The sequence below is a fragment of the Brevibacterium sp. CS2 genome (genome assembly GCF_005280295.1).
GTDB lineage: Bacteria > Actinomycetota > Actinomycetes > Actinomycetales > Brevibacteriaceae > Brevibacterium > Brevibacterium pityocampae.
Genome location: NZ_CP040020.1, coordinates 2,932,404 through 2,951,102 on the forward strand (window position 1 = coordinate 2,932,404; position 18,699 = coordinate 2,951,102).

An 18,699-nucleotide genomic window follows, 5' to 3' on the forward strand; every position below is an offset into this window, starting at 1 on the left:
GGCCAGATGATCACCGAGGTGGCGCCGCCGGGCCGATCCGCTCGGTGCAGCTGTAGGCGTTGAACGTCCGGCCCCGGTTGAAGCCGACGACCGTGAGACCGGTGTCGCGGGCGAGGTCGACGGCGAGCGCCGAGGGCGCGCTCACTGCGGACAGCACGGGGATCCCTGCCATCGCGGCCTTCTGCACGAGCTCGAAGGAGGCGCGGCCGGACACCTGGAGGATGGTCCGGTGCAGCGGCAGCAGGTCGGCGGCGAGCGCCCAGCCGATGACCTTGTCCACCGCGTTGTGGCGGCCGACGTCCTCGCGCACGACGAGGAGCTCGGGCTCGGCCGGGCCCGCCGGGCAGGTGCCCGCCGCGGTGGTCCTCCCAGCAGCGGGGTCCTCCGCTGGACGGCCGTCCCCCGGCACCCGGAACAGGGCGGCGGCGTGGACGCCGCCGGTGGCGTCGAACACCGACTGCTCGGCCCCGAGCCGCTCGGGCAGGCGCAGGAGCGCGGCCGGGTCGATGAGCGGACGGCCGGGCGCAGGCGGTTCGACGGGGTGGGCGGACTGCTTCTCCACCGCTTCGATCGAGGCGGTGCCGCAGATCCCGCACGCCGAGGAGGTGTAGACCTGGCGGCGGGTGGGCGGGCGCCGTTCGTGCACCCCGGGGTCGAGCCGGACCCGGGCGACGTTGTAGTTCCGGCTGCCGTCGGGGCCGAGCCCGGAGGCGAAGTCGATCTCGCGGACGTCGGCGCGCCGGGTGATGATCGCCTCGGCGAGCAGGAGCCCGTGGACGAGCTCGACGTCGTGCCCGGGGGTGCGCATGGCGACGGTGAACTCCTCGCCGTCGAGGCGGATCTCGAGGGGCTCCTCGCCGGCGAGCCTGTCCGCCCGGGCGGACACCTCGCCGGTGGCGTCGAAGCGGTGCACCCGGGTGCGCACGGTCACCCGCGCGCTCATCGGCGCACCCACTCCCCCGAGGCGCCGCCGGATTTCGCGAGCACGCGGACCCTGGTGATCTCCGCGGCGCGGTCGAGCGCCTTGATCATGTCGTAGACGGTGAGAGCGGCGACCGAGGCCGCGGTGAGCGCCTCCATCTCCACCCCGGTGACCCCGGTGGTGCGGACGCTCGCGGTGATCCGGACGCCCGCGGTGTGCGCCTCTGCGCCGGGTTCGCAGGCGGCGTGCTTCCCGGCGGCGTCCGCGGCGGACCCCGGCAGCGGCTCGAAGTCGACGGTGACACCGCTGATCGGCAGCGGATGGCACAGCGGGACGAGCTCGGGAGTGCGCTTCGCAGCCATGATGCCGGCGACCCGGGCGACGGCGAGCGCGTCTCCCTTGGGCAGCCCGCCCTCGACGATCTGGGCGACGACCTCGGGCCGGGTGAGGAGGATCGCCTCCGCGGTGGCCTCCCGCTTGGTCACCGCCTTGTCCCCGACGTCGACCATGTGCGCCGAGCCGTCGGCGCGGACATGGGTGAGCCGGCCGGCGGTGCGGGCGTCGGTGTGGCCGCCCGGGACCCTGACCGGCGGCGGCATCGGGGCCCCTGGCCGGGGCAGTCCGGCTCGGTGCTGTGGGGCCGGGTGGGGTCGGGGCGCATCGTGCCTCCTCGCTCCTCGGGGACGGCCGCCGGCGGTGCGGCGGCGGGTCGATCCACTGTATCCCGCCGCTCGGGTGCGGGTCCGGGTTCGGGTGTGTGAGCAGGTTCGGGTGCACGAGCGGGTGCAGTGCCGGGTTCGACTGCGGGAGCAGGAGCGGGAGCAGCGGGAGATCCGATCCGCAGGCAGCAGCTCGCGGCTACCCTGGGAGGTGCCCCGGCCGTCCGGTCGGCGGCTCCGGGAGCAGAGCCCCGGGCACAGCGGCACGGGCACAGCGACCCGAACAGAGAGCAGGTGGATGCGGTGGCACTGCTGCGCGTCTCCCAGGCGGCGACGTTCCTCGGCGTGAGCGACGACACGGTGCGCCGCTGGATCACGGCCGGCCGGCTCACCGCACGGACCGACGAGACCGGACGGGCCGTCGTGTCCGGCACCGAGCTCGCCGAGCTCGCCCGCGCCGAGGCGGTGCTCCCGCCGCAGCCCGAGTCCTACGGCTCCTCGGCCCGGAACCGATTCGTCGGCCTCGTCACCCGGGTCGTCGTCGACGGCGTCATGGCCCAGGTCGACATCCAGGCCGGCCCGCACCGCGTGGTCTCGCTCATGTCGCGCGAATCCGTCGAGGAGCTCGGCCTCGAGCCCGGGGACGTCGCCACCGCCAGCGTCAAGGCCACGCAGGTCGTCGTCGAGGTGCCCCGCTGAGCAGAGACTCGCGCCTGAACGGATCCGCAGATGCCGACTTCTTGCTCGATTCGATCCGCAGATGATGATCTTCCCCGTATGATGCGGTCATGGCCGCGGCGCCGGAACCGCGGCACGGACCCGGGGAGCTGAGGACATGGCGCGACATGCAGCGGGCGCACTCCTCGCTCTCCTCCTGCTCGCCGGGTGCGCCACCGGCGCACCGTCCGGATCCGCAGGGTCCGCCGGCCCGCTCACCGTGGTCGCCGCCGCCTCGCTCACCGAACCCTTCACCCGGATCGCCGAGGACTTCGAGGCCGATCGCCCGGGGTCCGCGGTCGAGCTGAGCTTCGCCGGTTCGGCCGACATCGTCGCGCAGCTGGGCCAGGGCGCACCCGCCGATGTCGTCGCGACCGCCGACGAGCCGACGATGGACCGGCTGGTCGCCGAGGAGCTGCTCGCTGCGGATCCGGAGATCTTCGCGAGGAACACGCTGACGATCGTCACCGCCCCGGGCAACCCGCACGGCATCTCCGGCCTGTCCGACCTCGCCCGCGAGGAGCTCGCCCTCGTCGTCTGCGCACCCCAGGTGCCGTGCGGCGCCGCGACGCGGACCGTGCTCGATGCCGCCGGCGCCTCCGTGTCCCCGGTGAGCGAGGAGACCGCGGTGACCGGTGTGCTCACCGCCGTGCGGACGGGCCAGGCCGATGCCGGCCTCGTCTACGTCACCGATGCGCTGAGCGCCGCCGGCGAGGTCGAGGCCGTCGCGTTCCCGGAGAGCACCGAGGCCGTCAACCGGTACCCGATCGCCGTCACCGCTGGGTCGGCCGGGTCCGAGGCGGCCCGCGCCTTCGTCGAGCACGTGACCTCCCCGGCCGGCAGCGCGGTGCTCACCGCAGCGGGGTTCGGCGCCCCATGACCCCGGTGACGCGCAGCGGGATCCGGCTGCCGGCCTGGCTCGCCGTCCCGGCGGTGCTCGGCGCCGGGCTCGTCGGGCTGCCGCTCATCGGTCTCCTCTCCTGCGTCGACCTCGGCGGCCTCGCCGCGCTCCTCGGCTCCCCCGCCTCCCGCGAGGCGCTGCGGCTGTCGCTGCTGACCTCGCTCGCTGCGACCGTGCTGTGCGTGCTCCTCGGGGTGCCGCTCGCACTCGTCCTCGCCCGTGCCGCGTTCCCCGGGCGGCGGATCGTGCGCACCGTCGTCCTCCTGCCGATCGTCCTCCCGCCGGTGGTCGGCGGCATCGCGCTGCTCTCGACGTTCGGGCGGATGGGGCTGCTCGGCGCCGCGCTCGAGGCCGGAGGCATGCGGATCGCCTACACCTGGGTCGCGGTCGTGCTCGCACAGACCTTCGTGTCGCTGCCGTTCATGGTGCTCACGCTCGAGGGCGCGCTGCGCTCGCACGACTCCCGGTACGAGGAGGTCGCCGCCGGGCTCGGTGCCTCGCCGGGGTACACGCTGCGCCGGGTGACGCTGCCGCTGCTGACCCCGGCGCTCGTGTCCGGCACGGTCCTGTGCTGGGCCCGGGCGCTCGGCGAGTTCGGGGCGACGATCACCTTCGCCGGCTCCCTCCAGGGCAGCACGCGCACCGTGCCGCTCGAGGTGTACCTGCTGCGGGAGACGGATCCGGACGGTGCGGTCGCGCTCTCCCTCGTCCTCGTGCTCGTCGCCGCCGTCGTCGTCGGGCTGCTGTACCGGCCGGGGCGGCAGGCATGACGCGGGCGGAGCGCCGGGCGGCGGCTCCCGCGCTCGAGCTCGCGTTCTCGGTGCCCGAGCGCGGGCTCGACATCGCGTTCACGGTGCCGGCCGGGTCGACTACGGCACTCATCGGCGGCAACGGCGCCGGCAAGTCGAGCACCTTCGCCGTGCTGTCCGGGCTGCTCCGCCCGGCACGCTCGCGCGTGGTGCTCGGCGACACGACGCTCAGCGATTCCGCCGCCCGGCGCTGGCGTGCGCCGCACGCGCGCGGGGTCGTCCAGCTCATGCAGCACCCTCTGCTCTTCCCGACGATGTCCGTGGCCGACAACGCGGCCTTCGGCCTGCAGGCGGCGGGCACCCCGGCGGCTGCGTCCCGGGCTGCGGCCCGGGACATGCTCGCGCGGGTGGGAGCCGGAGAGCTCGCCGAGCGGCGGCCGGGCCGGCTGTCCGGCGGGCAGGCGCAGCGGGTCGCGATCGCCCGCGCCCTCGTCACCGATCCCGCGCTGCTCCTCCTCGACGAGCCGTTCGCCCAGCTGGACGGCGGATCCGCGGCGGAGATCAGCGGGCTGTGCGCACAGCTGCTCATCGGGCGCACCGCGCTCCTCATCACCCATGACCCGGTCGAGGCGCACGCGCTGACCGACCGGGCCGTCGTCCTCGACGCGGGCCGGGTGGTGCAGACGGGCACCTGGGAGGACATCGCACGGGACCCGGCGACCCCAGTGGCGCACCGGTTCGTCGCGGGTCGCTAGGGGCGGGCGCCTCGGGCACCGCATGGCGGCACCGCATGGCCTCGGGCACGGCATGGCCTCGGCACGGCATGAGAACGGCGCGCCGACCACGGGGTCGACGCGCCGTTCCTGCAGGGCCCGGGTCAGCGGGTCGTGGAGTCGGCGAAAGCGCGCAGCCGTGCCGATTCCGCCTGCGCGCGCTCGAGCTGTTCGGCGACCGCGCTGCGGGCGGTGCCGCCCTTGGAGCTGCGGGAGTCGATCGAGCCGTGGGTGGTGAGAACCTCGCGCATGGCCGGCGTGAGGTGCTCGGAGATGCCGGCGTAGTCCTCGTCGCTGAGGTCCCAGAGCTCGACGTCGCGGGACTCGGCGAGCTTGACCGCGGCACCGGAGAGCTCGTGGGCGACCCGGAACGGCACCCCCTGGCGGACGAGCCACTCGGCGATGTCGGTGGCGAGCGCGAAGCCGCGCGGCGCCAGGTGCTCCATCTTCTCCGTGTTGAAGGTCAGCGTGGCGACCATCCCGGTGAAAGCCGGCAGGAGGAGGTTGAGGGTGTCGGCGGCATCGAACACCGGCTCCTTGTCCTCCTGCAGATCCCGGTTGTAGGCGAGCGGCATCGCCTTGAGGGTCGCGAGCAGCCCGGTGAGGTCGCCGATGAGGCGGCCGGACTTGCCGCGGGTGAGCTCGGCGACGTCGGGGTTCTTCTTCTGCGGCATGATCGACGAGCCGGTGGAGAACGCGTCGTCGAGGGTGACGAAGGAGAACTCCTTCGTCGCCCACAGGATGATCTCCTCGCTCAGGCGCGACAGGTCGATGCCGATCATCGCGGAGACGAAGGCGAACTCGGCGAACACGTCGCGCGAGGCGGTGCCGTCGATCGAGTTCTCCACCGAGTCGGCGAAGCCGAGCTCCGCGGCGACGGCCTGCGGGTCGAGGCCGAGCGAGGACCCGGCGAGCGCGCCGGAGCCGTACGGGGAGACCGCGGCGCGACGGTCGAAGTCGACGAACCGCTCGACGTCGCGCAGGAGCGGCCAGGCGTGGGCGAGCAGGTGGTGGGCGAGCAGCACCGGCTGGGCGTGCTGGAGGTGGGTGCGCCCGGGCATGGGCACCTCGCGGTGGGCCTCGGCCTGCGCGACGAGGGCGTCGACGGTGTCGAGGACCGCGCCGGAGATGAGCCGGGCGTTGTCGCGCAGGTACATCCGCCCGAGGGTGGCGATCTGGTCGTTGCGGGAGCGCCCGGCGCGGAGCTTGCCGCCGAGGTCGGGCCCGGCGATCTCGAGGAGGCCCCGCTCGAGCGCGGAGTGGACGTCCTCGTCCGATTCGGCGGCGGTGAACTCGTGGGCGAGGACCTTCTCCTCGAGGGTGTCGAGGGCGGCGATCATGCCGTCGAGCTCGGCGTCGTCGAGCAGGCCGGCCCGGTGGAGCACGCGGGCATGGGCGCGCGATCCGGCGATGTCGTAGGCGGCGAGGCGCCAGTCGAAGTCGGTGGACTTGCTCAGGGCGGCGAGCGCCTCGGCGGGGCCGTCGGCGAAACGGCCGCCCCACAGGCTGATGCGTTCGGACACGAGGTTCCCTTGCTGTCGGAGTGCGGGCGGATGGTCGGAGTGCGGGCAGGTTCCAGGGTACGGGCGGTGCCCCGCAGGGCGCGGCCGGTGGTGCGGTGCCGCGCCCTGCGGGCGAGAGTGCGATTTCCGGCGGTTCCGCTCTCAGGAACCTTCGGAAATCGCACTTCGGGTCAGAGGCGGACGCCCTTGTCGAAGCGGTGGTCGCGTGCAGCGGCCTGCTTCGAGGACAGCCCGTAGATGTCGATGAAGCCGCGGGCCGAGGACTGGTCGAAGCTGTCGCCCTCGTCGTAGGTCGCGAGGTTGAAGTCGTAGAGCGAGGTCTCCGAGCGGCGACCGGTCACGGTGGCGCGCCCGCCGTGGAGCTCCATCCGGATGTCGCCGGACACATACTCCTGCGTCTGGTCGATGAACGCGTCGAGGGAGCCCTTGAGCGGCGAGAACCACTGGCCGTCGTAGACGACCTCGGTCCAGCGCTGGTCGACGAGCTTCTTGAACCGGGCCTGCTCGCGCTCGAGGGTGATGTTCTCGAGCTCGCGGTGCGCGGCGATGAGCGTCATCGCGCCCGGCGCCTCGTAGACCTCGCGGCTCTTGATGCCCACGAGCCGGTCCTCGACGATGTCGATCCGGCCGATCCCCTGGGCGCCGGCGCGCTGGTTGAGCTGCTCGATCGCCTCGAGCGGGGTGACGACCTGGCCGTCGATCTTCACCGGGATGCCCTTCTCGAAGGTGATGGTGACCTCGTCGACCGGCGGCGGGAAGGCCGGGTCGTCGGTGTAGTCGTAGACGTCCTTCGTCGGGCCGTTCCAGATGTCCTCGAGGAAGCCGGTCTCCACCGCGCGACCCCACACGTTCTGGTCGATGGAGAACGGGTTGTTCTTCGTCGTGACGATCGGCAGGTTGTTCCGCTCGGCGTACTCGATGGCCTTCTCACGGGTGAGCGCGAGGTCGCGGACGGGGGCGATGCAGGTCATGTCCGGGGCGAGCGAGGTGATGCCGACCTCGAAGCGCACCTGGTCGTTGCCCTTGCCGGTGCAGCCGTGGGCCACGGTGGTGGCGCCGAACTTCCGGGCGGCGGTGACGAGGTGCTTGACGATCACCGGGCGGGACAGCGCGGAGACGTTGGGGTAGGCGTCCATGTACAGCGTGTTGGCCTTGAGGCCGGGCATGCAGTACTCCTCGGCGAACTCGTCGCGGGCGTCGGCGACATAGGCCTCGACGGCCCCGCAGTCGATTGCGCGCTGGCGGATCGTCTCGAGGTCCTCGCCGCCCTGACCGACGTCGACGGCCATCGCCACGACCTCGGCGCCGGTGGCCTCCTGGATCCAGCCGATCGCGACCGAGGTGTCGAGTCCGCCGGAGTAGGCGAGCACGATGCGTTCTGTCATGGGGTTCTCCTTGTTCGTTCGTGGTGGGTCTGATGTCTGGGTGTCGGCGCCCGTGCCGTGGGCCGGACCGCCGGAGCCGGTCCGGCGGCCGGATCAGGGGCCGTCGGCGGCGAGCGTGAGGAGGAGCTCGGCGAGCTGCTCCCCCCGGCGGCCGTCGCCGGCGATGACGAGCACCGTGTCGTCTCCTGCGATGGTACCGAGGACGCCGGGGATCACGGAGCGGTCGAGCGCGGAGGCGAGGTACTGCGCCGCGCCGGGAGGGGTGCGCAGCACGACGAGGTTCTCCGAGCTGGTGACGGTGACGAGCAGCTCCTCGAGGAGGCGCTGGAGCTTCGCATCGAGCACCTCGCCCTCGCCTGCGCGCTGCAGGCTGCGGTCGCCGCCCTCGCCGGGCACCGCGTAGGCCGATCCGGTGCTCGTACGGACCTTGACCGCGCCGAGCTCGGCCATGTCCCGCGACAGCGTCGCCTGCGTGACGCTCACCCCGCGCGCGGCGAGCAGCTGCATGAGCTGGGTCTGCGAGGTGATCGACTCGCGGCGGATGATGTCGACGATGAGCTGCTGGCGGGCGGTCTTCGTCGCCGGGGACACGGCGTGGCCCTCGTCGAACTGTGCGGCGGCGGCCATCTCAGTGCTCCAGCAGCCAGGTCAACAGCGCCTTCTGCGCGTGCAGCCGGTTCTCCGCCTCGTCGAACACCACCGAGTGGGGTCCGTCGATGAGCTCGGCAGTGATCTCCTGCCCGCGGTAGGCCGGCAGGCAGTGCATGACGAGCGCCTCGTTCGACAGCGCGTGGAGCGCCGCGTCGAGGCGGTAGGCGGCGAACGGCGACTCCTCCCCGGAGCGGCCCTCGTCGTCCTGGCCCATCGACACCCAGGTGTCGGTGACGAGGACGTCGGCACCGGTCGCGGCCTCCCGCGGGTCCTCGGTGACGAGCACAGAGCCGCCGGTGACCGCGGCGAGCTCCTGCGCCTCGGCGAGCACTCCCGGGTCCGGGTGGGAGCCGGCCGGAGCGGCGATCCGCACGTGCATCCCGGCGTTGACGCCGGCGAGCGCGTAGGAGTGGGCCATGTTGTTCGCCCCGTCCCCGAAGTACGCGAGCGTGAGCCCGGACAGTCCGTTGCCCGTCCCGGTGTGCCGGTGCTCGCGGATCGTGAGGAGGTCGGCGAGGAGCTGGCACGGGTGGTAGTCGTCGGACAGTGCGTTGATCACCGGGGCCGAGGAGTGGGCGGCCATCTCCTCGAGCCCGGACTGGGCGAAGGTCCGCCACACGATCGCCGCGACCATGCGCTCGAGGACGCGCGCGGTGTCGGCGACCGACTCCTTGTGCCCGAGCTGGGACTCCCCCGGGTTGATGATGAGCGGGCTGCCGCCGAGCGCGGCGATGCCGGTGGCGAAGGACACCCGGGTGCGAGTGGAGGTCTTGTCGAAGATCACCGCGACCGTCTGCGGTCCAGCGAGCGGCCGGGCGGAGTACGGTGCGGCCTTGAGCTCCGCGGCGAGGTCGAGGACCTCGGTGAGCTCTGCGGGGGCGAGGTCGGTGTCCTTGAGGAAATGGCGGGTCATGCGGCGGTCCCTCCTGCGGTGTCGAGGATGGCGGGCAGGGCGTCGAGGAATTCCCCGAGCTCCCCTTCCGTGATGGTGAGCGGCGGCGCGATGCGCAGCCGGGTGTCGGTCACCGGGTTGACGATGAAACCGGCGTCGAGCGCGGCCTCGGCGACGGCCTTGGCGTTGCCGGCGGTGAGCTCGAGTGCGATGAGCAGCCCGGCCCCGGACACCGCGGCCACACCGTCGATGAGCCGCAGCCGGCCGGCGAACTCCTGTCCGAGACCGCGCACCGCCGGCAGCAGGCCCGCGCGCTCGATCGTGGTGAGCACCGCGAGCCCCGCGGCGGTGGTCACCGGGTTGCCGCTGTAGGTGGAGCCGTGCTGGCCGGGGACAAGCAGCCCGGTGACCGCGTCCCCGAAGGTCAAGGTGGCTCCGAGCGGCAGCCCGCCGCCGAGGCCCTTGGCACAGGTGACGATGTCCGGCACGATCCCCTCGCCGAGGTCCGGGTCCTGGAATGCGAACCAGGACCCGCAGCGACCGATCCCGGTCTGCACCTCGTCGAGGATGAGCAGGGCGCCGGCGGAGCGGGTCGCCTCGCGGGCGGCACGCAGATAGCCGGCCGGGTGGCGGCGCACGCCGGCCTCGCCCTGGATCGGCTCGATGATCACGGCCGCGCAGGTGTCGTCGACCTCGCGGCGCAGCGCCTCGATGTCGCCGTGGGGCACGTGGACGACCCCGGGCACGCCGGGGGCGAACGGGGCGCGGAACGCCTCCTTGCTCGTCATCGCCAGGGCACCCATGGTGCGGCCGTGGAAGCCGCCGGCGACGGCGACGACCTTCGACCGGCCGCCGCCGGCGACCCGGCGGGACATCTTGAGTGCGGCCTCGTTCGCCTCGGCCCCGGAGTTGCAGAAGTACACGGCGGAGCCCTGCGGCGCTGCGGCGACCTCGAGGAGCTTCTCGGCGAGCGCGATCTGCGGCTGCGAGGCGAAGTAGTTCGACACCTGGCCGAGCGTGGCGACCTGATCCGACACCGCCTCGACGAGCGCAGGGTGGGCATGGCCGAGGGCGTTGACCGCGATCCCGGCGAGCAGGTCGAGGTACTCCTTGCCGGTCTCGTCCCACACCCGCGCACCCTGTCCGCGCACGAGCAGGCGCTGCGGGCGGCCGAGTGCGGGCAGGATCGAGCCGGAGTGGTGGGTGCGCCAGTCGGCGGACTGCGTCATGGGGTCTCCTCGGTGCCGTCGGGGCCGTCAGCGCTGCCGTGGCCGCCGGTGGCGCCGCGGTCGTCGGTGCTGTCGTGGCCGTCGTGCATGGTCGCCTGCGGGGTGTCGGCGGCCTCGTGGACCATGGTGCCGATGCCCTGCGTGGTGAAGATCTCGAGCAGGATCGAGTGCGCCATCCGGCCGTCGACGATGTGCGCCTGGCGCACCCCGCTGTCGACGGCGTCGAGCGCGGCGGTCATCTTGGGGATCATCCCGGAGTCGAGGCGCGGCAGCAGCGCGCGCAGCTCCTCGGGGGTGATCTGCGAGATCAGGCTGTCCTTGTCCGGCCAGTCGCGGTAGAGGCCGGGGACGTCGGTGAGCATGATGAGCTTGTCGGCCTGCATCTCCCGGGCGATCGCGGCGGCGGCGAGGTCGGCGTTGATGTTGAGCGGGGTGTCGGCCGCGCCGCCGAGCTCGGCGGCGATCGAGCAGATCACCGGCACGCGGCCGGCGTCGAGCAGCTCCTCGAGCACCTGCGTGTTGACCCGCCGGATCTCGCCGACCCGGCCGAGGTCGACGGTCTCGCCGTCGACCACGGTGGTCGTCGGCACGGCGAGGAGGAGGTCGGCGTCCTCGCCGGAGAGCCCGATCGCGGCGTCGCCGTTCATGTTGATGCGCGACACGATCTCCCGGTTGACCTGCCCGGCGAGCACCATCCGGATGACCTCGGCGGCCTCCGGGGAGGTCACGCGCTGGCCGCCGCGGAACTCGCTGGGGATCTGGAGACGTTCGAGCATGCGGGAGATCTGCGGGCCGCCGCCGTGGACGACGATCGGGCGCAGCCCGGCGAAGCGGAGGAACGCGATGTCGTCGGCGAAGGCCTGCTGGAGCTCGTGGGAGACCATCGCGTTGCCGCCGTACTTGATGACGATCGTGGCGCCGGCGAAGGTCTTGATCCACGGCAGCGCCTCGGTCAGGGTCTCGGCCTTGGCCTGGGCGCGCACAAGGCGCTCTGCTGGGGTGGGGTGCTGGCGTGCGGTCATGTCGAGTACGCGCTGTTCTCTTCGACGTAGTCATGGGTGAGGTCCGAGGTGAGGATCGTGCCCTCGGCGGTTCCGGCGTGGAGGTCGATCTCGACGACGACGCGGCGGTCGAAGAGCACCTCGGAGGGATCCGCCCCCGGGCTCGAGGCGACGCACACCGGCACGCCGTTGAAGGTCACGTCGATCGCGTCGGGCTCGAACTGTGCCGAGGTGATGCCCACCTGCGCGACGACGCGGCCCCAGTTGGGGTCCTCGCCGAACACGGCGGCCTTGAACAGGTTGGACCGGCCGACCGCGCGGGACACCTCGAGGGCCTGCTCCTCGGAGAAGGCGCCGCGGGTGGTGATGACGATGTCGTGGCCGGCACCCTCGGCGTCGATGTGGAGCTGGTGGGTGAGGTCATCGCAGGCCTCGGTGAGCAGCGCGGTGAATTCGCCGGTGTCGGCCCGGTGGCCCGAGGCCCCGGAGCTCATGAGGATCACCGTGTCGTTCGTCGACATGCAGCCGTCGGTGTCGAGCCGGTCGAAGCTCCGTGCGGTCGCGGTGCGCAGGGCGGCGTCGAGCTCGGAGGCGTCGAGGACCGCATCGGTGGTGAGGACGACGAGCATCGTGGCGAGCCCCGGGGCGAGCATGCCGGCTCCCTTCGCCATCCCGCCGATCCGGTAGGCGGTGCCCTCGCGCTCGACCGTCTTGGGCACGGTGTCGGTCGTCATGATCGCCCGCGCGGCGGCCTCACCGCCGGCCGGTGCGGCCTGCGCGGTCTCGGCGAGCGCGGGGAGGCCGGCGAGGATCCGGTCGCGGAAGTCCTGCCCGCCGACGCCGATGAGCCCGGTCGAGCACACGAGCACGTCGAGCGCGTCGATGTCGAGGAGCTCTGCGGTGCGCTCTGCGGTGGCGTGGGTGGTCTCGAAGCCGAAGGAGCCGGTGTAGCAGTTCGCTCCCCCGGAGTTGAGGACGACGGCGCGGGCGCGGCCGTCGGCCGAGGCCTGCTGGGACCACAGCACCGGGTTGGCCCTGCACCGGTTGGAGGTGTAGACGGCGGCGACGGCATCGGATTCCCCGGTGTTGTGGACGAGGGCGAGGTCCGGGGTGCCGCTGGGCTTGAGGCCCGCGGTCGTCGCGGCAGCGGCGAAGCCGCGGGGGTAGGTCACGCTCATGGGGCGACTCCTTCGGTGGGCAGGGCGGTGGACTCCGGGAGCCCGAGGGCGAGGTGGGCGGACTGGAGTGCCTGGCCGGCGGTGCCGCGCACGAGGTTGTCGAGGGCGACGGAGACGAGCACGGTGCCGGCGCGGGCGTCGACGGCGCACTGGAGGTGCGCGGTGTTCGCCCCCGTCGTCGCCGCGGTGTGGGGCCACTGCCCGGCCGGCAGCAGGCGGACGAAGCGCTCCGCGGAGTAGGTGCGCTCGAACACGGACCGGACGTCCTCATCGCTCGCCTCCGCGGTGAGCGGGGCGGACAGCGTGGCGAGGATGCCGCGGGACATCGGCACGAGGGTCGGGGTGAAGGAGATCCGCACGCCCGGGTCGTCGACGGGGCGGCCGAGCACGCCGGCGAGGTTCTGCTCGATCTCCGGGACGTGCCGGTGGGTGCCGGCGGTGCCGTAGGGGCTCGCGTCGCCGAGCACCTCGGCGGCGAGCAGGTGGGGCTTGAGCGCCTTGCCGGCCCCGGACACGCCGTTGGCGAGCACCGCGGTGAGCCGGGTCGGGTCGACGAGCCCGGCGGCGAGCAGCGGCTGCAGGCCGAGCGTGACGGCGGTGACGTTGCAGCCGGGGACCGCGATGCGCCGCGTGGCGCGGAGCCTTTCGCGCTGCCGGGTGCCATCGGCGAGCAGGAGCTCGGGCAGGCCGTAGGTCCAGGTGCCGGGGTGCTCCGAGCCGTAGAAGGCCTCCCAGGCGCGCGCGGACTGCAGGCGGTGGTCGGCGGCGAGGTCGACGATGACGGTGTCCGGGGAGGACTCGGCGAGCTCGGCGGCGATCCGGCCGGAGGCGCCGTGCGGCAGCGCGAGGACGACGACGTCGTGTCCGGCGAGGACCGCGGCGGTCGACTCCTGCACGGTCATGTCCGCGTAGGCGACGAGGTGGGGCTGGTGCTCCCCGAGCCTGCTCCCTAGGGTCGAATGGCCGCACACGGTTGTAACGTGAAGGTCTGGATGCCCGCTCAGGAGGCGCAGGACCTCGCCCCCGGCGTACCCGGTGGCCCCTGAGACGGCGACAGTGAAACCTGACATATGTATAACGATACATCACACACGGTAATTATTCATGCCGGTGTCCGCGGCCGACGGCCGCAGTAGAGGAGGCACTCCCATGCACGCTGTCCACGCCACCCGCAAGGGCGGACCCGAGGTCCTCGAGTACGTCGAGGTGCCGGACCCGAGCGCAGGTCCCGGCGAGCTGTTCGTCGCCGTCGAGGCCGCCGGCATCAACTTCATCGACACCTACCGCCGCTCGGGCATGTACCCGATGGACTTCCCGCACATCGTCGGCGTCGAGGGCGCCGGAGTGGTCGAGGCCGTCGGCGAGGGCGTCACCGGGTTCACGCCTGGCGACCGGGTGGCCTGGCACGATGCGCACGGCTCCTACGCGGAGAAGGTCGCCGTGCGCGCGGACATGGTCATGCGGGTGCCGCACGGCGTGTCCGCCGAGGCCGCAGCCGCGATCCCGCTGCAGGGGCTCACCGCGCAGTACCTCGCGACCGGCTCGCACCGGATCGAACCGGGCCAGACCGCGCTCGTCCACGCCGCCGCCGGCGGAGTGGGCCTGCTGCTCACCCAGATCATCAAGCAGCTCGGCGGCCGGGTCATCGGCACGGTGGGCACCGAGGAGAAGGCGAAGCTCGCCCGGGGCGCCGGGGCCGACGAGGTGTTCCTCTACGGCGAGGGCGTCGACATCGCCGCGAAGGTGCGCGAGCTCACCGACGGTGCCGGCGTCGACGTCGCCTACGACGGGGTCGGGAAGGACACCTTCGACGCCTCGCTCGCCTCGCTGACAGTGCGCGGCTCGATGGTGCTGTTCGGTGCGGCCTCCGGTGCCGTGCCGCCCTTCGACATCCAGCGGCTCAACTCCTCCGGCGGGATCTTCCTGTCCCGGCCGTCGCTCCAGTGGTTCGTCACCAACCCCGAGGAGCTCGCCGAGCGCTCGGCGATGCTCTTCGACGGCCTGGAGAACGGCTGGCTCGACTTCCGGGTCGGGTCGACCTTCCCGCTCGCCGAGGCCGCCGAGGCCCACCGCGCGCTCGAGGGGCGGCGGACCACCGGCAAGGTCGTCCTCCTGCCCTGAGCCAGTCCCGAATCCACCGGGGTCCGGGAGCGGACGCGATGAGAGGCCGGTCGGTGCAGGTGCACCGGCCGGCCTCTCCGCGTTCCGCGCGCGGGCGCGTCAGAGGAACGGGATCGAGAGTCCGAGAAGGACGAGCACCCCGCCGGACACGAGGTCCATGGCGAGCGCGCCGCGCCTGCCCTCGAGCCGGCGGCCGAGCCCGGCGGCGGTGGCGACGAGGAGGAGGGAGTAGAGCGCGAACACCGCGACGATGGTGAGGACGAGGACGGCGATGAGACCGATCCCCTGCTCGCTCGGGAGGAACGCGGGGAACAGCGCGAGGAAGAACATCCCGGTCTTCGGGTTCGTCAGGCTGCTGAGCAGTCCGACCGGGAACGGCGAGCGGCGGCGGTCGACGCCGCGGCCGCTCGTCGCGGTCTCGACGGACGGGTCGGTGGGGTCGAGGATGACCTCGCCGTCGGGAGCGGCGATCCCGGCATGGACCTCACCGCTCGTCGTCACGGGCACGAGGGCCGGAGCGGAAGCGGGGGCGCCCGGGGCCGCCGCGGTCTCCTGGGCACCGGCGCCGCCCGCTGCGACGAGCACCGCGCGGACGGAGGCGGTGCGGGAGCGGAGGGCGCGCTCCGCGGTCCAGACGCCCCACAGGGTGCGCACGCCGAGGAACGTCAGGTAGATGCCGCCGCACACCGCGAGGACGGTGCGCGCCGTCGGATGGCTCTGGAGCAGGGCGGCGATCCCGGACAGCGCGAGGATCGCCCACACGGTGATGCCGCACGCGGCCGCGGAGGCGTAGACGATCCCCCGGCGGAACGACTGCGCGCCGTAGCGGATGGTGAGAAAGGTGTCGGGCCCCGGCGTCACCGCGAGGATGAGCGCCGCTCCGAGGAAGGCGATGAACTCCGCGCCGGTCATGCGTCCGTGCGTCCTGCGTGCATGGCTGTGGGCCCTTTCGTCATGGGAGAGCGCCCGCACGGTCCGGCGGGCGCCCGGTCCAGGATGCACCGCCGCGACCATTCGCGTCCACCCGACTGTTCCTGATGATCATTCGGTTCTGACTTATGATCGTTCCATGCAGAATCTCCACCGCCTCCGGGTGTGGCGCGCGGTCGTCGCGAGCGGCTCCGTGCAGCAGGCCGCGCGCAATCTCGGGAACTCCCCCGCGACGGTGAGCCAGCACATCATCGCGCTCCAGCGCGAGGTCGCAGCCCCCCTCTACCGCCGGGACGGCCGCGGCATCGCCGTCACCGAGGCGGGGCACGCGCTCGCCGCCCGCTCCGAGGCCCTCCTCGCCGAGGCGGCCGACCTGCAGACGTTCGTCGACCGGCTCGCGGCGGGGCCGGCGACGCGGCTCACCCTCGGCAGCTTCTCCTCGGCGACGACGGTGTGGCTGCCCGATGTCCTCCGCGCCGCCCAGCTCCGCTTCCCCGGTCTCCACATGGAGATCCTCGCCAACGAGCCCGCACCGCCCGGCGAGCGCGCCTTCGCCGACATCGAGGTGCGCGCGGAGTCCGGTCTCGCAGATCCGGTGCGGATGCGCGGCCACGATCGCGACGAGCTCCTCGACGACGCGTACGTCGTCGTCACCGAGGCCGACCACCCGCTCGCGCAGGCCCCGGAGGTGCGGATGGCCGAGCTCGCCGAGCACGCGCTCGTCGACCTCCATGTGCAGGGCAGTCCGTCCGGCGAGGTCATCGACGAGGCGGCCCGCGCGGCCGGGCTCGACCTCCGCTACGCGGCCGGCGCCGACGACCACCACGGAGTGCTCGCGATGGTCGCGGCGGGAATGGGGGTCACCGTGCTGCCGCTGCTCGCCACGCTCGACCTGCCCGCCGGGCTCGTCGTGCGCCCGCTCCTCGATCCCACACCCGTGCGCCGGATCGCTCTCCACGTCCGCCAGACGATGTCGGCCCTGCCCCACGTCGTATTCCTCCGCCGGGAGATCGGCCGGGTCGCCCGGGCCTACGCGGAGGACCTCGCCGCCCGGGGCCCGCAGGGGACGGCTATCTGAATCTGCGCTCGCGCAGCGCCGGGGCGAGGACGACCGCGGAGAGCACGAATCCGACGAGGAGCACCCACGCGCCGAAGTACGTGAACAGGCGCAGGTCCGGGGCGAGCGGCGGCCCGAAGTCCGCCGTCATCATCATCACGCCGCCGAGGATGAAGGCGGTGGCGATGATGACCTGGATGAACTGGTCGACCGTCGAGCGCACGAGGTTCTTGATGAGGTCGATGTTGAGACCGCTCGTGCCGATGTCGAGCGTGCCGTCCTGGAGGTGCTTGACCACCCGGCTGAGCTCGACCGGCAGGCTGGCGAGCACCGGCAGCGTCGACCCGACGTAGAGGGTGAGGTTCTCCGCCGACTCCGCGAGGTCGCGGGATTCGCGCATGAGCTCGTCCGCGTGCTCGCGGACCATGTCGAGGAGATCGATGGACGGGTCGAGGATCCGCAGGCTGCCCTCGAGGGTGCTGATGGCGCGGAAGGCGTTCGCGACGGCGGACGGCATCTCGAAGCCCTGCGCCATGACGAACTCGAGGAGCTCCCCGAACAGCGCCGAGGAGCCGGCGGGCATGCCGCCCTCGAACTGGAGCATGATCTGGCCGATGTCGCGCTGCATCGACCGCAGGTCGATGCCCACGGGAGTGCCGAAGATGTCCAGCACGGCGTTCATCGCGGCCTCGGAGTTCTGGTGCTCGAAGGCGAGGAGGAGCAGGGTGATGTCGCGCCGGTCGCGGCGATCGATCCGGCCGACGCTGCCGAAGTCGATGAGCCCGGCCCGGCCGGAGGTGTCGATCATGATGTTGCCGGCGTGCAGGTCGGCGTGGAAGATCCCCTTGATGAGCACCTGGCGGGCGACCATGAGGAAGAGGTCGCGGGCGATGTCTGCCCGCGCGATGTCCGACAGGCCCTCGAGCACGGGGCCGGCCTTGGCCAGCGGGACCCCGCGGATCCGTTCGAGGACGATGACCCGCTCACCGCTGAGCTCGGGATAGACCTGCGGGATCCGCACCACCGAGTCCTCGAGGTGCGCGGTGGCCTCGCGGAGCGCGATCGTGTGCCGCACCTCCCCGCGGTAGTCGAGCTCCTCGGCCAGGGTCTCGAGGAAGCCGCGGGCGATCGCGGTGACCCCGATCGAGCGCGCCCAGCCGGCGGTGCGCTCGAGCCGTTCGGCGAGCGTCATGACGATGTCGGAGTCCGCTCGCACCTGCCGGCGCAGCTTGGGGCGCTGGACTTTGACGACGACCTCGGTGCCGTCGAAGGCGACCGCGCGGTAAACCTGGGCGACCGAGGCGGCGGCGAGCGGCACGGTGTCGAACTCGGCGAACACCTCGTGGACGGGGCGCCCCCACGCGGATTCGAGCTCGGCGCGGATGTCCTCGAAGGGCACGGCGGGGACGTCGGACTGGAGCTTCGAGAACTCCTCGACGAACTCCGGCGGCACCATGTCGGCGCGGGTGGCGACGAACTGCCCGAGCTTGACGAAGGTCACCCCGGCGGCGGCGAACGCCTCCGCGGTGGTCTTCGCGATCTCGCGGGTGGACACGCGCAGCGTCGGGATCCGCGGACGCATGTACCGTGCGAGCCCGTGCCGGAGGAGGATCCGCTGGATCTGGGAGAGCCGGCTCACCCGGCGGTACCAGACCGGGACGCGCGTGGCGGAGCGGAGGAGGTGGGTGAAAGAGCCGCTGGGGAGGACGAGCTCGATCGCGAGGAGGATCGCCATCTGGACGACGATGAGCCAGGCGAACACGAGGAGGAACACCATGACGGCGGGGAAGCTCATCTCGATCCACGGGATGTCTCCGTCCTGGGAGATCCCGAACATCTCGAAGGCCTGGAGGGTGATCGGCCACAGCGACATGCCGATGACGAGGGAGACGATCGTGTTGCGCAGCGCGCCGGTGCCCACGGTGATCGTGCGGCGGACGAGCACGCCGACGACGACGGCGTTGAGGAGCCCGAGCAGGATCGACCAGAGGATATTCACAGGACCACCTGT

General features: G+C 72.6%; 18 protein-coding genes. 6 read left to right on the forward strand and 12 right to left on the reverse strand.

The genetic code is table 11. From position 1 onward, the window contains the following. Nucleotides 1–10: 10 nt before the first annotated feature. Nucleotides 11–943, reverse strand: a complete 933-nt coding sequence (locus FDF13_RS13160) for a formate dehydrogenase accessory sulfurtransferase FdhD (protein WP_137320036.1) — start codon at nucleotides 941–943, stop codon at nucleotides 11–13. Further along, a complete protein-coding gene (moaC, locus tag FDF13_RS13165; RefSeq protein WP_137320037.1) occupies nucleotides 940–1,521 on the reverse strand; it encodes a cyclic pyranopterin monophosphate synthase MoaC in 582 nt (193 codons plus the stop codon). The genes FDF13_RS13160 and moaC overlap by 4 nt, the downstream gene beginning before the upstream one ends. Nucleotides 1,522–1,884: 363 nt before the next feature. On the opposite strand from moaC, the gene FDF13_RS13170 reads away from it, so the two are divergent. The 4 genes from FDF13_RS13170 (at nucleotide 1,885) to FDF13_RS13185 (ending at nucleotide 4,703) form a co-directional block, all read left to right on the forward strand. Further along, nucleotides 1,885–2,280 (forward strand): molybdopterin-binding protein, encoded by a 396-nt coding sequence (locus FDF13_RS13170; RefSeq protein ID WP_137320038.1) that lies wholly within the window; start codon nucleotides 1,885–1,887, stop codon nucleotides 2,278–2,280. Between the two features lie 136 nt (nucleotides 2,281–2,416). Then, nucleotides 2,417–3,178 carry a molybdate ABC transporter substrate-binding protein gene (gene modA, locus FDF13_RS13175; protein ID WP_137320039.1) on the forward strand — a complete coding sequence of 254 codons (762 nt, stop codon included), beginning with the start codon at nucleotides 2,417–2,419 and terminating at the stop codon, nucleotides 3,176–3,178. Continuing rightward, nucleotides 3,175–3,969: an ABC transporter permease gene (locus tag FDF13_RS13180; RefSeq protein WP_137320040.1), complete on the forward strand. Its 795-nt coding sequence runs from the start codon at nucleotides 3,175–3,177 to the stop codon at nucleotides 3,967–3,969. The genes modA and FDF13_RS13180 overlap by 4 nt, the downstream gene beginning before the upstream one ends. After that, entirely contained in the window at nucleotides 3,966–4,703 is a 738-nt protein-coding gene (locus tag FDF13_RS13185; RefSeq protein ID WP_137320041.1) for an ATP-binding cassette domain-containing protein, read from the forward strand. The genes FDF13_RS13180 and FDF13_RS13185 overlap by 4 nt, the downstream gene beginning before the upstream one ends. 122 nt (nucleotides 4,704–4,825) lie before the next feature. Here FDF13_RS13185 and argH read toward each other — a convergent pair whose 3' ends face one another. The 8 genes from argH to argC form a co-directional block, all read right to left on the reverse strand. After that, on the reverse strand, nucleotides 4,826–6,244 hold the full coding sequence (argH, locus tag FDF13_RS13190) for an argininosuccinate lyase (protein WP_137320042.1): 1,419 nt from the start codon (nucleotides 6,242–6,244) through the stop codon (nucleotides 4,826–4,828). Between the two features lie 170 nt (nucleotides 6,245–6,414). Further along, complete coding sequence (locus FDF13_RS13195; RefSeq protein ID WP_137320043.1) at nucleotides 6,415–7,629, reverse strand: argininosuccinate synthase; 1,215 nt, start codon at nucleotides 7,627–7,629, stop codon at nucleotides 6,415–6,417. Nucleotides 7,630–7,722: 93 nt separating this feature from the next. Then, the gene (locus FDF13_RS13200) at nucleotides 7,723–8,256 is read right to left on the reverse strand and encodes an arginine repressor (RefSeq protein WP_137320044.1); all 534 of its coding nucleotides are present in this window, start codon (nucleotides 8,254–8,256) and stop codon (nucleotides 7,723–7,725) included. A gap of 1 nt (nucleotide 8,257) precedes the next feature. Next, a complete protein-coding gene (argF, locus tag FDF13_RS13205; protein ID WP_137320045.1) occupies nucleotides 8,258–9,193 on the reverse strand; it encodes an ornithine carbamoyltransferase in 936 nt (311 codons plus the stop codon). After that, nucleotides 9,190–10,401 (reverse strand): acetylornithine transaminase, encoded by a 1,212-nt coding sequence (locus FDF13_RS13210; protein ID WP_137320046.1) that lies wholly within the window; start codon nucleotides 10,399–10,401, stop codon nucleotides 9,190–9,192. Before FDF13_RS13210 ends, argF begins: the two co-directional genes overlap by 4 nt. Beyond that, nucleotides 10,398–11,423, reverse strand: coding sequence for an acetylglutamate kinase (gene argB, locus FDF13_RS13215; RefSeq protein ID WP_137320047.1), 1,026 nt, complete (start codon nucleotides 11,421–11,423; stop codon nucleotides 10,398–10,400). The genes FDF13_RS13210 and argB overlap by 4 nt, the downstream gene beginning before the upstream one ends. Next, entirely contained in the window at nucleotides 11,420–12,580 is a 1,161-nt protein-coding gene (argJ, locus tag FDF13_RS13220; protein WP_137320048.1) for a bifunctional glutamate N-acetyltransferase/amino-acid acetyltransferase ArgJ, read from the reverse strand. The genes argB and argJ overlap by 4 nt, the downstream gene beginning before the upstream one ends. Next, nucleotides 12,577–13,650: an N-acetyl-gamma-glutamyl-phosphate reductase gene (gene argC / locus FDF13_RS13225; protein WP_137320049.1), complete on the reverse strand. Its 1,074-nt coding sequence runs from the start codon at nucleotides 13,648–13,650 to the stop codon at nucleotides 12,577–12,579. The genes argJ and argC overlap by 4 nt, the downstream gene beginning before the upstream one ends. Nucleotides 13,651–13,729: 79 nt before the next feature. Here argC and FDF13_RS13230 point away from each other — a divergent pair, with 79 nt between their 5' ends. Next, nucleotides 13,730–14,701, forward strand: a complete 972-nt coding sequence (locus tag FDF13_RS13230; protein ID WP_137320050.1) for a quinone oxidoreductase — start codon at nucleotides 13,730–13,732, stop codon at nucleotides 14,699–14,701. Between the two features lie 99 nt (nucleotides 14,702–14,800). On the opposite strand, the gene FDF13_RS13235 is transcribed toward FDF13_RS13230, so the two are convergent. Next, nucleotides 14,801–15,613: a LysE family translocator gene (locus FDF13_RS13235; protein ID WP_175406981.1), complete on the reverse strand. Its 813-nt coding sequence runs from the start codon at nucleotides 15,611–15,613 to the stop codon at nucleotides 14,801–14,803. 157 nt (nucleotides 15,614–15,770) lie between these two features. Here FDF13_RS13235 and FDF13_RS13240 point away from each other — a divergent pair, with 157 nt between their 5' ends. Beyond that, entirely contained in the window at nucleotides 15,771–16,709 is a 939-nt protein-coding gene (locus FDF13_RS13240; RefSeq protein ID WP_175406982.1) for a LysR family transcriptional regulator, read from the forward strand. On the opposite strand, the gene FDF13_RS13245 is transcribed toward FDF13_RS13240, so the two are convergent. Next, the gene (locus tag FDF13_RS13245) at nucleotides 16,702–18,687 is read right to left on the reverse strand and encodes an AarF/ABC1/UbiB kinase family protein (protein WP_137320053.1); all 1,986 of its coding nucleotides are present in this window, start codon (nucleotides 18,685–18,687) and stop codon (nucleotides 16,702–16,704) included. The genes FDF13_RS13240 and FDF13_RS13245 overlap by 8 nt on opposite strands. Between the last annotated feature and the right edge of the window lie 12 nt (nucleotides 18,688–18,699).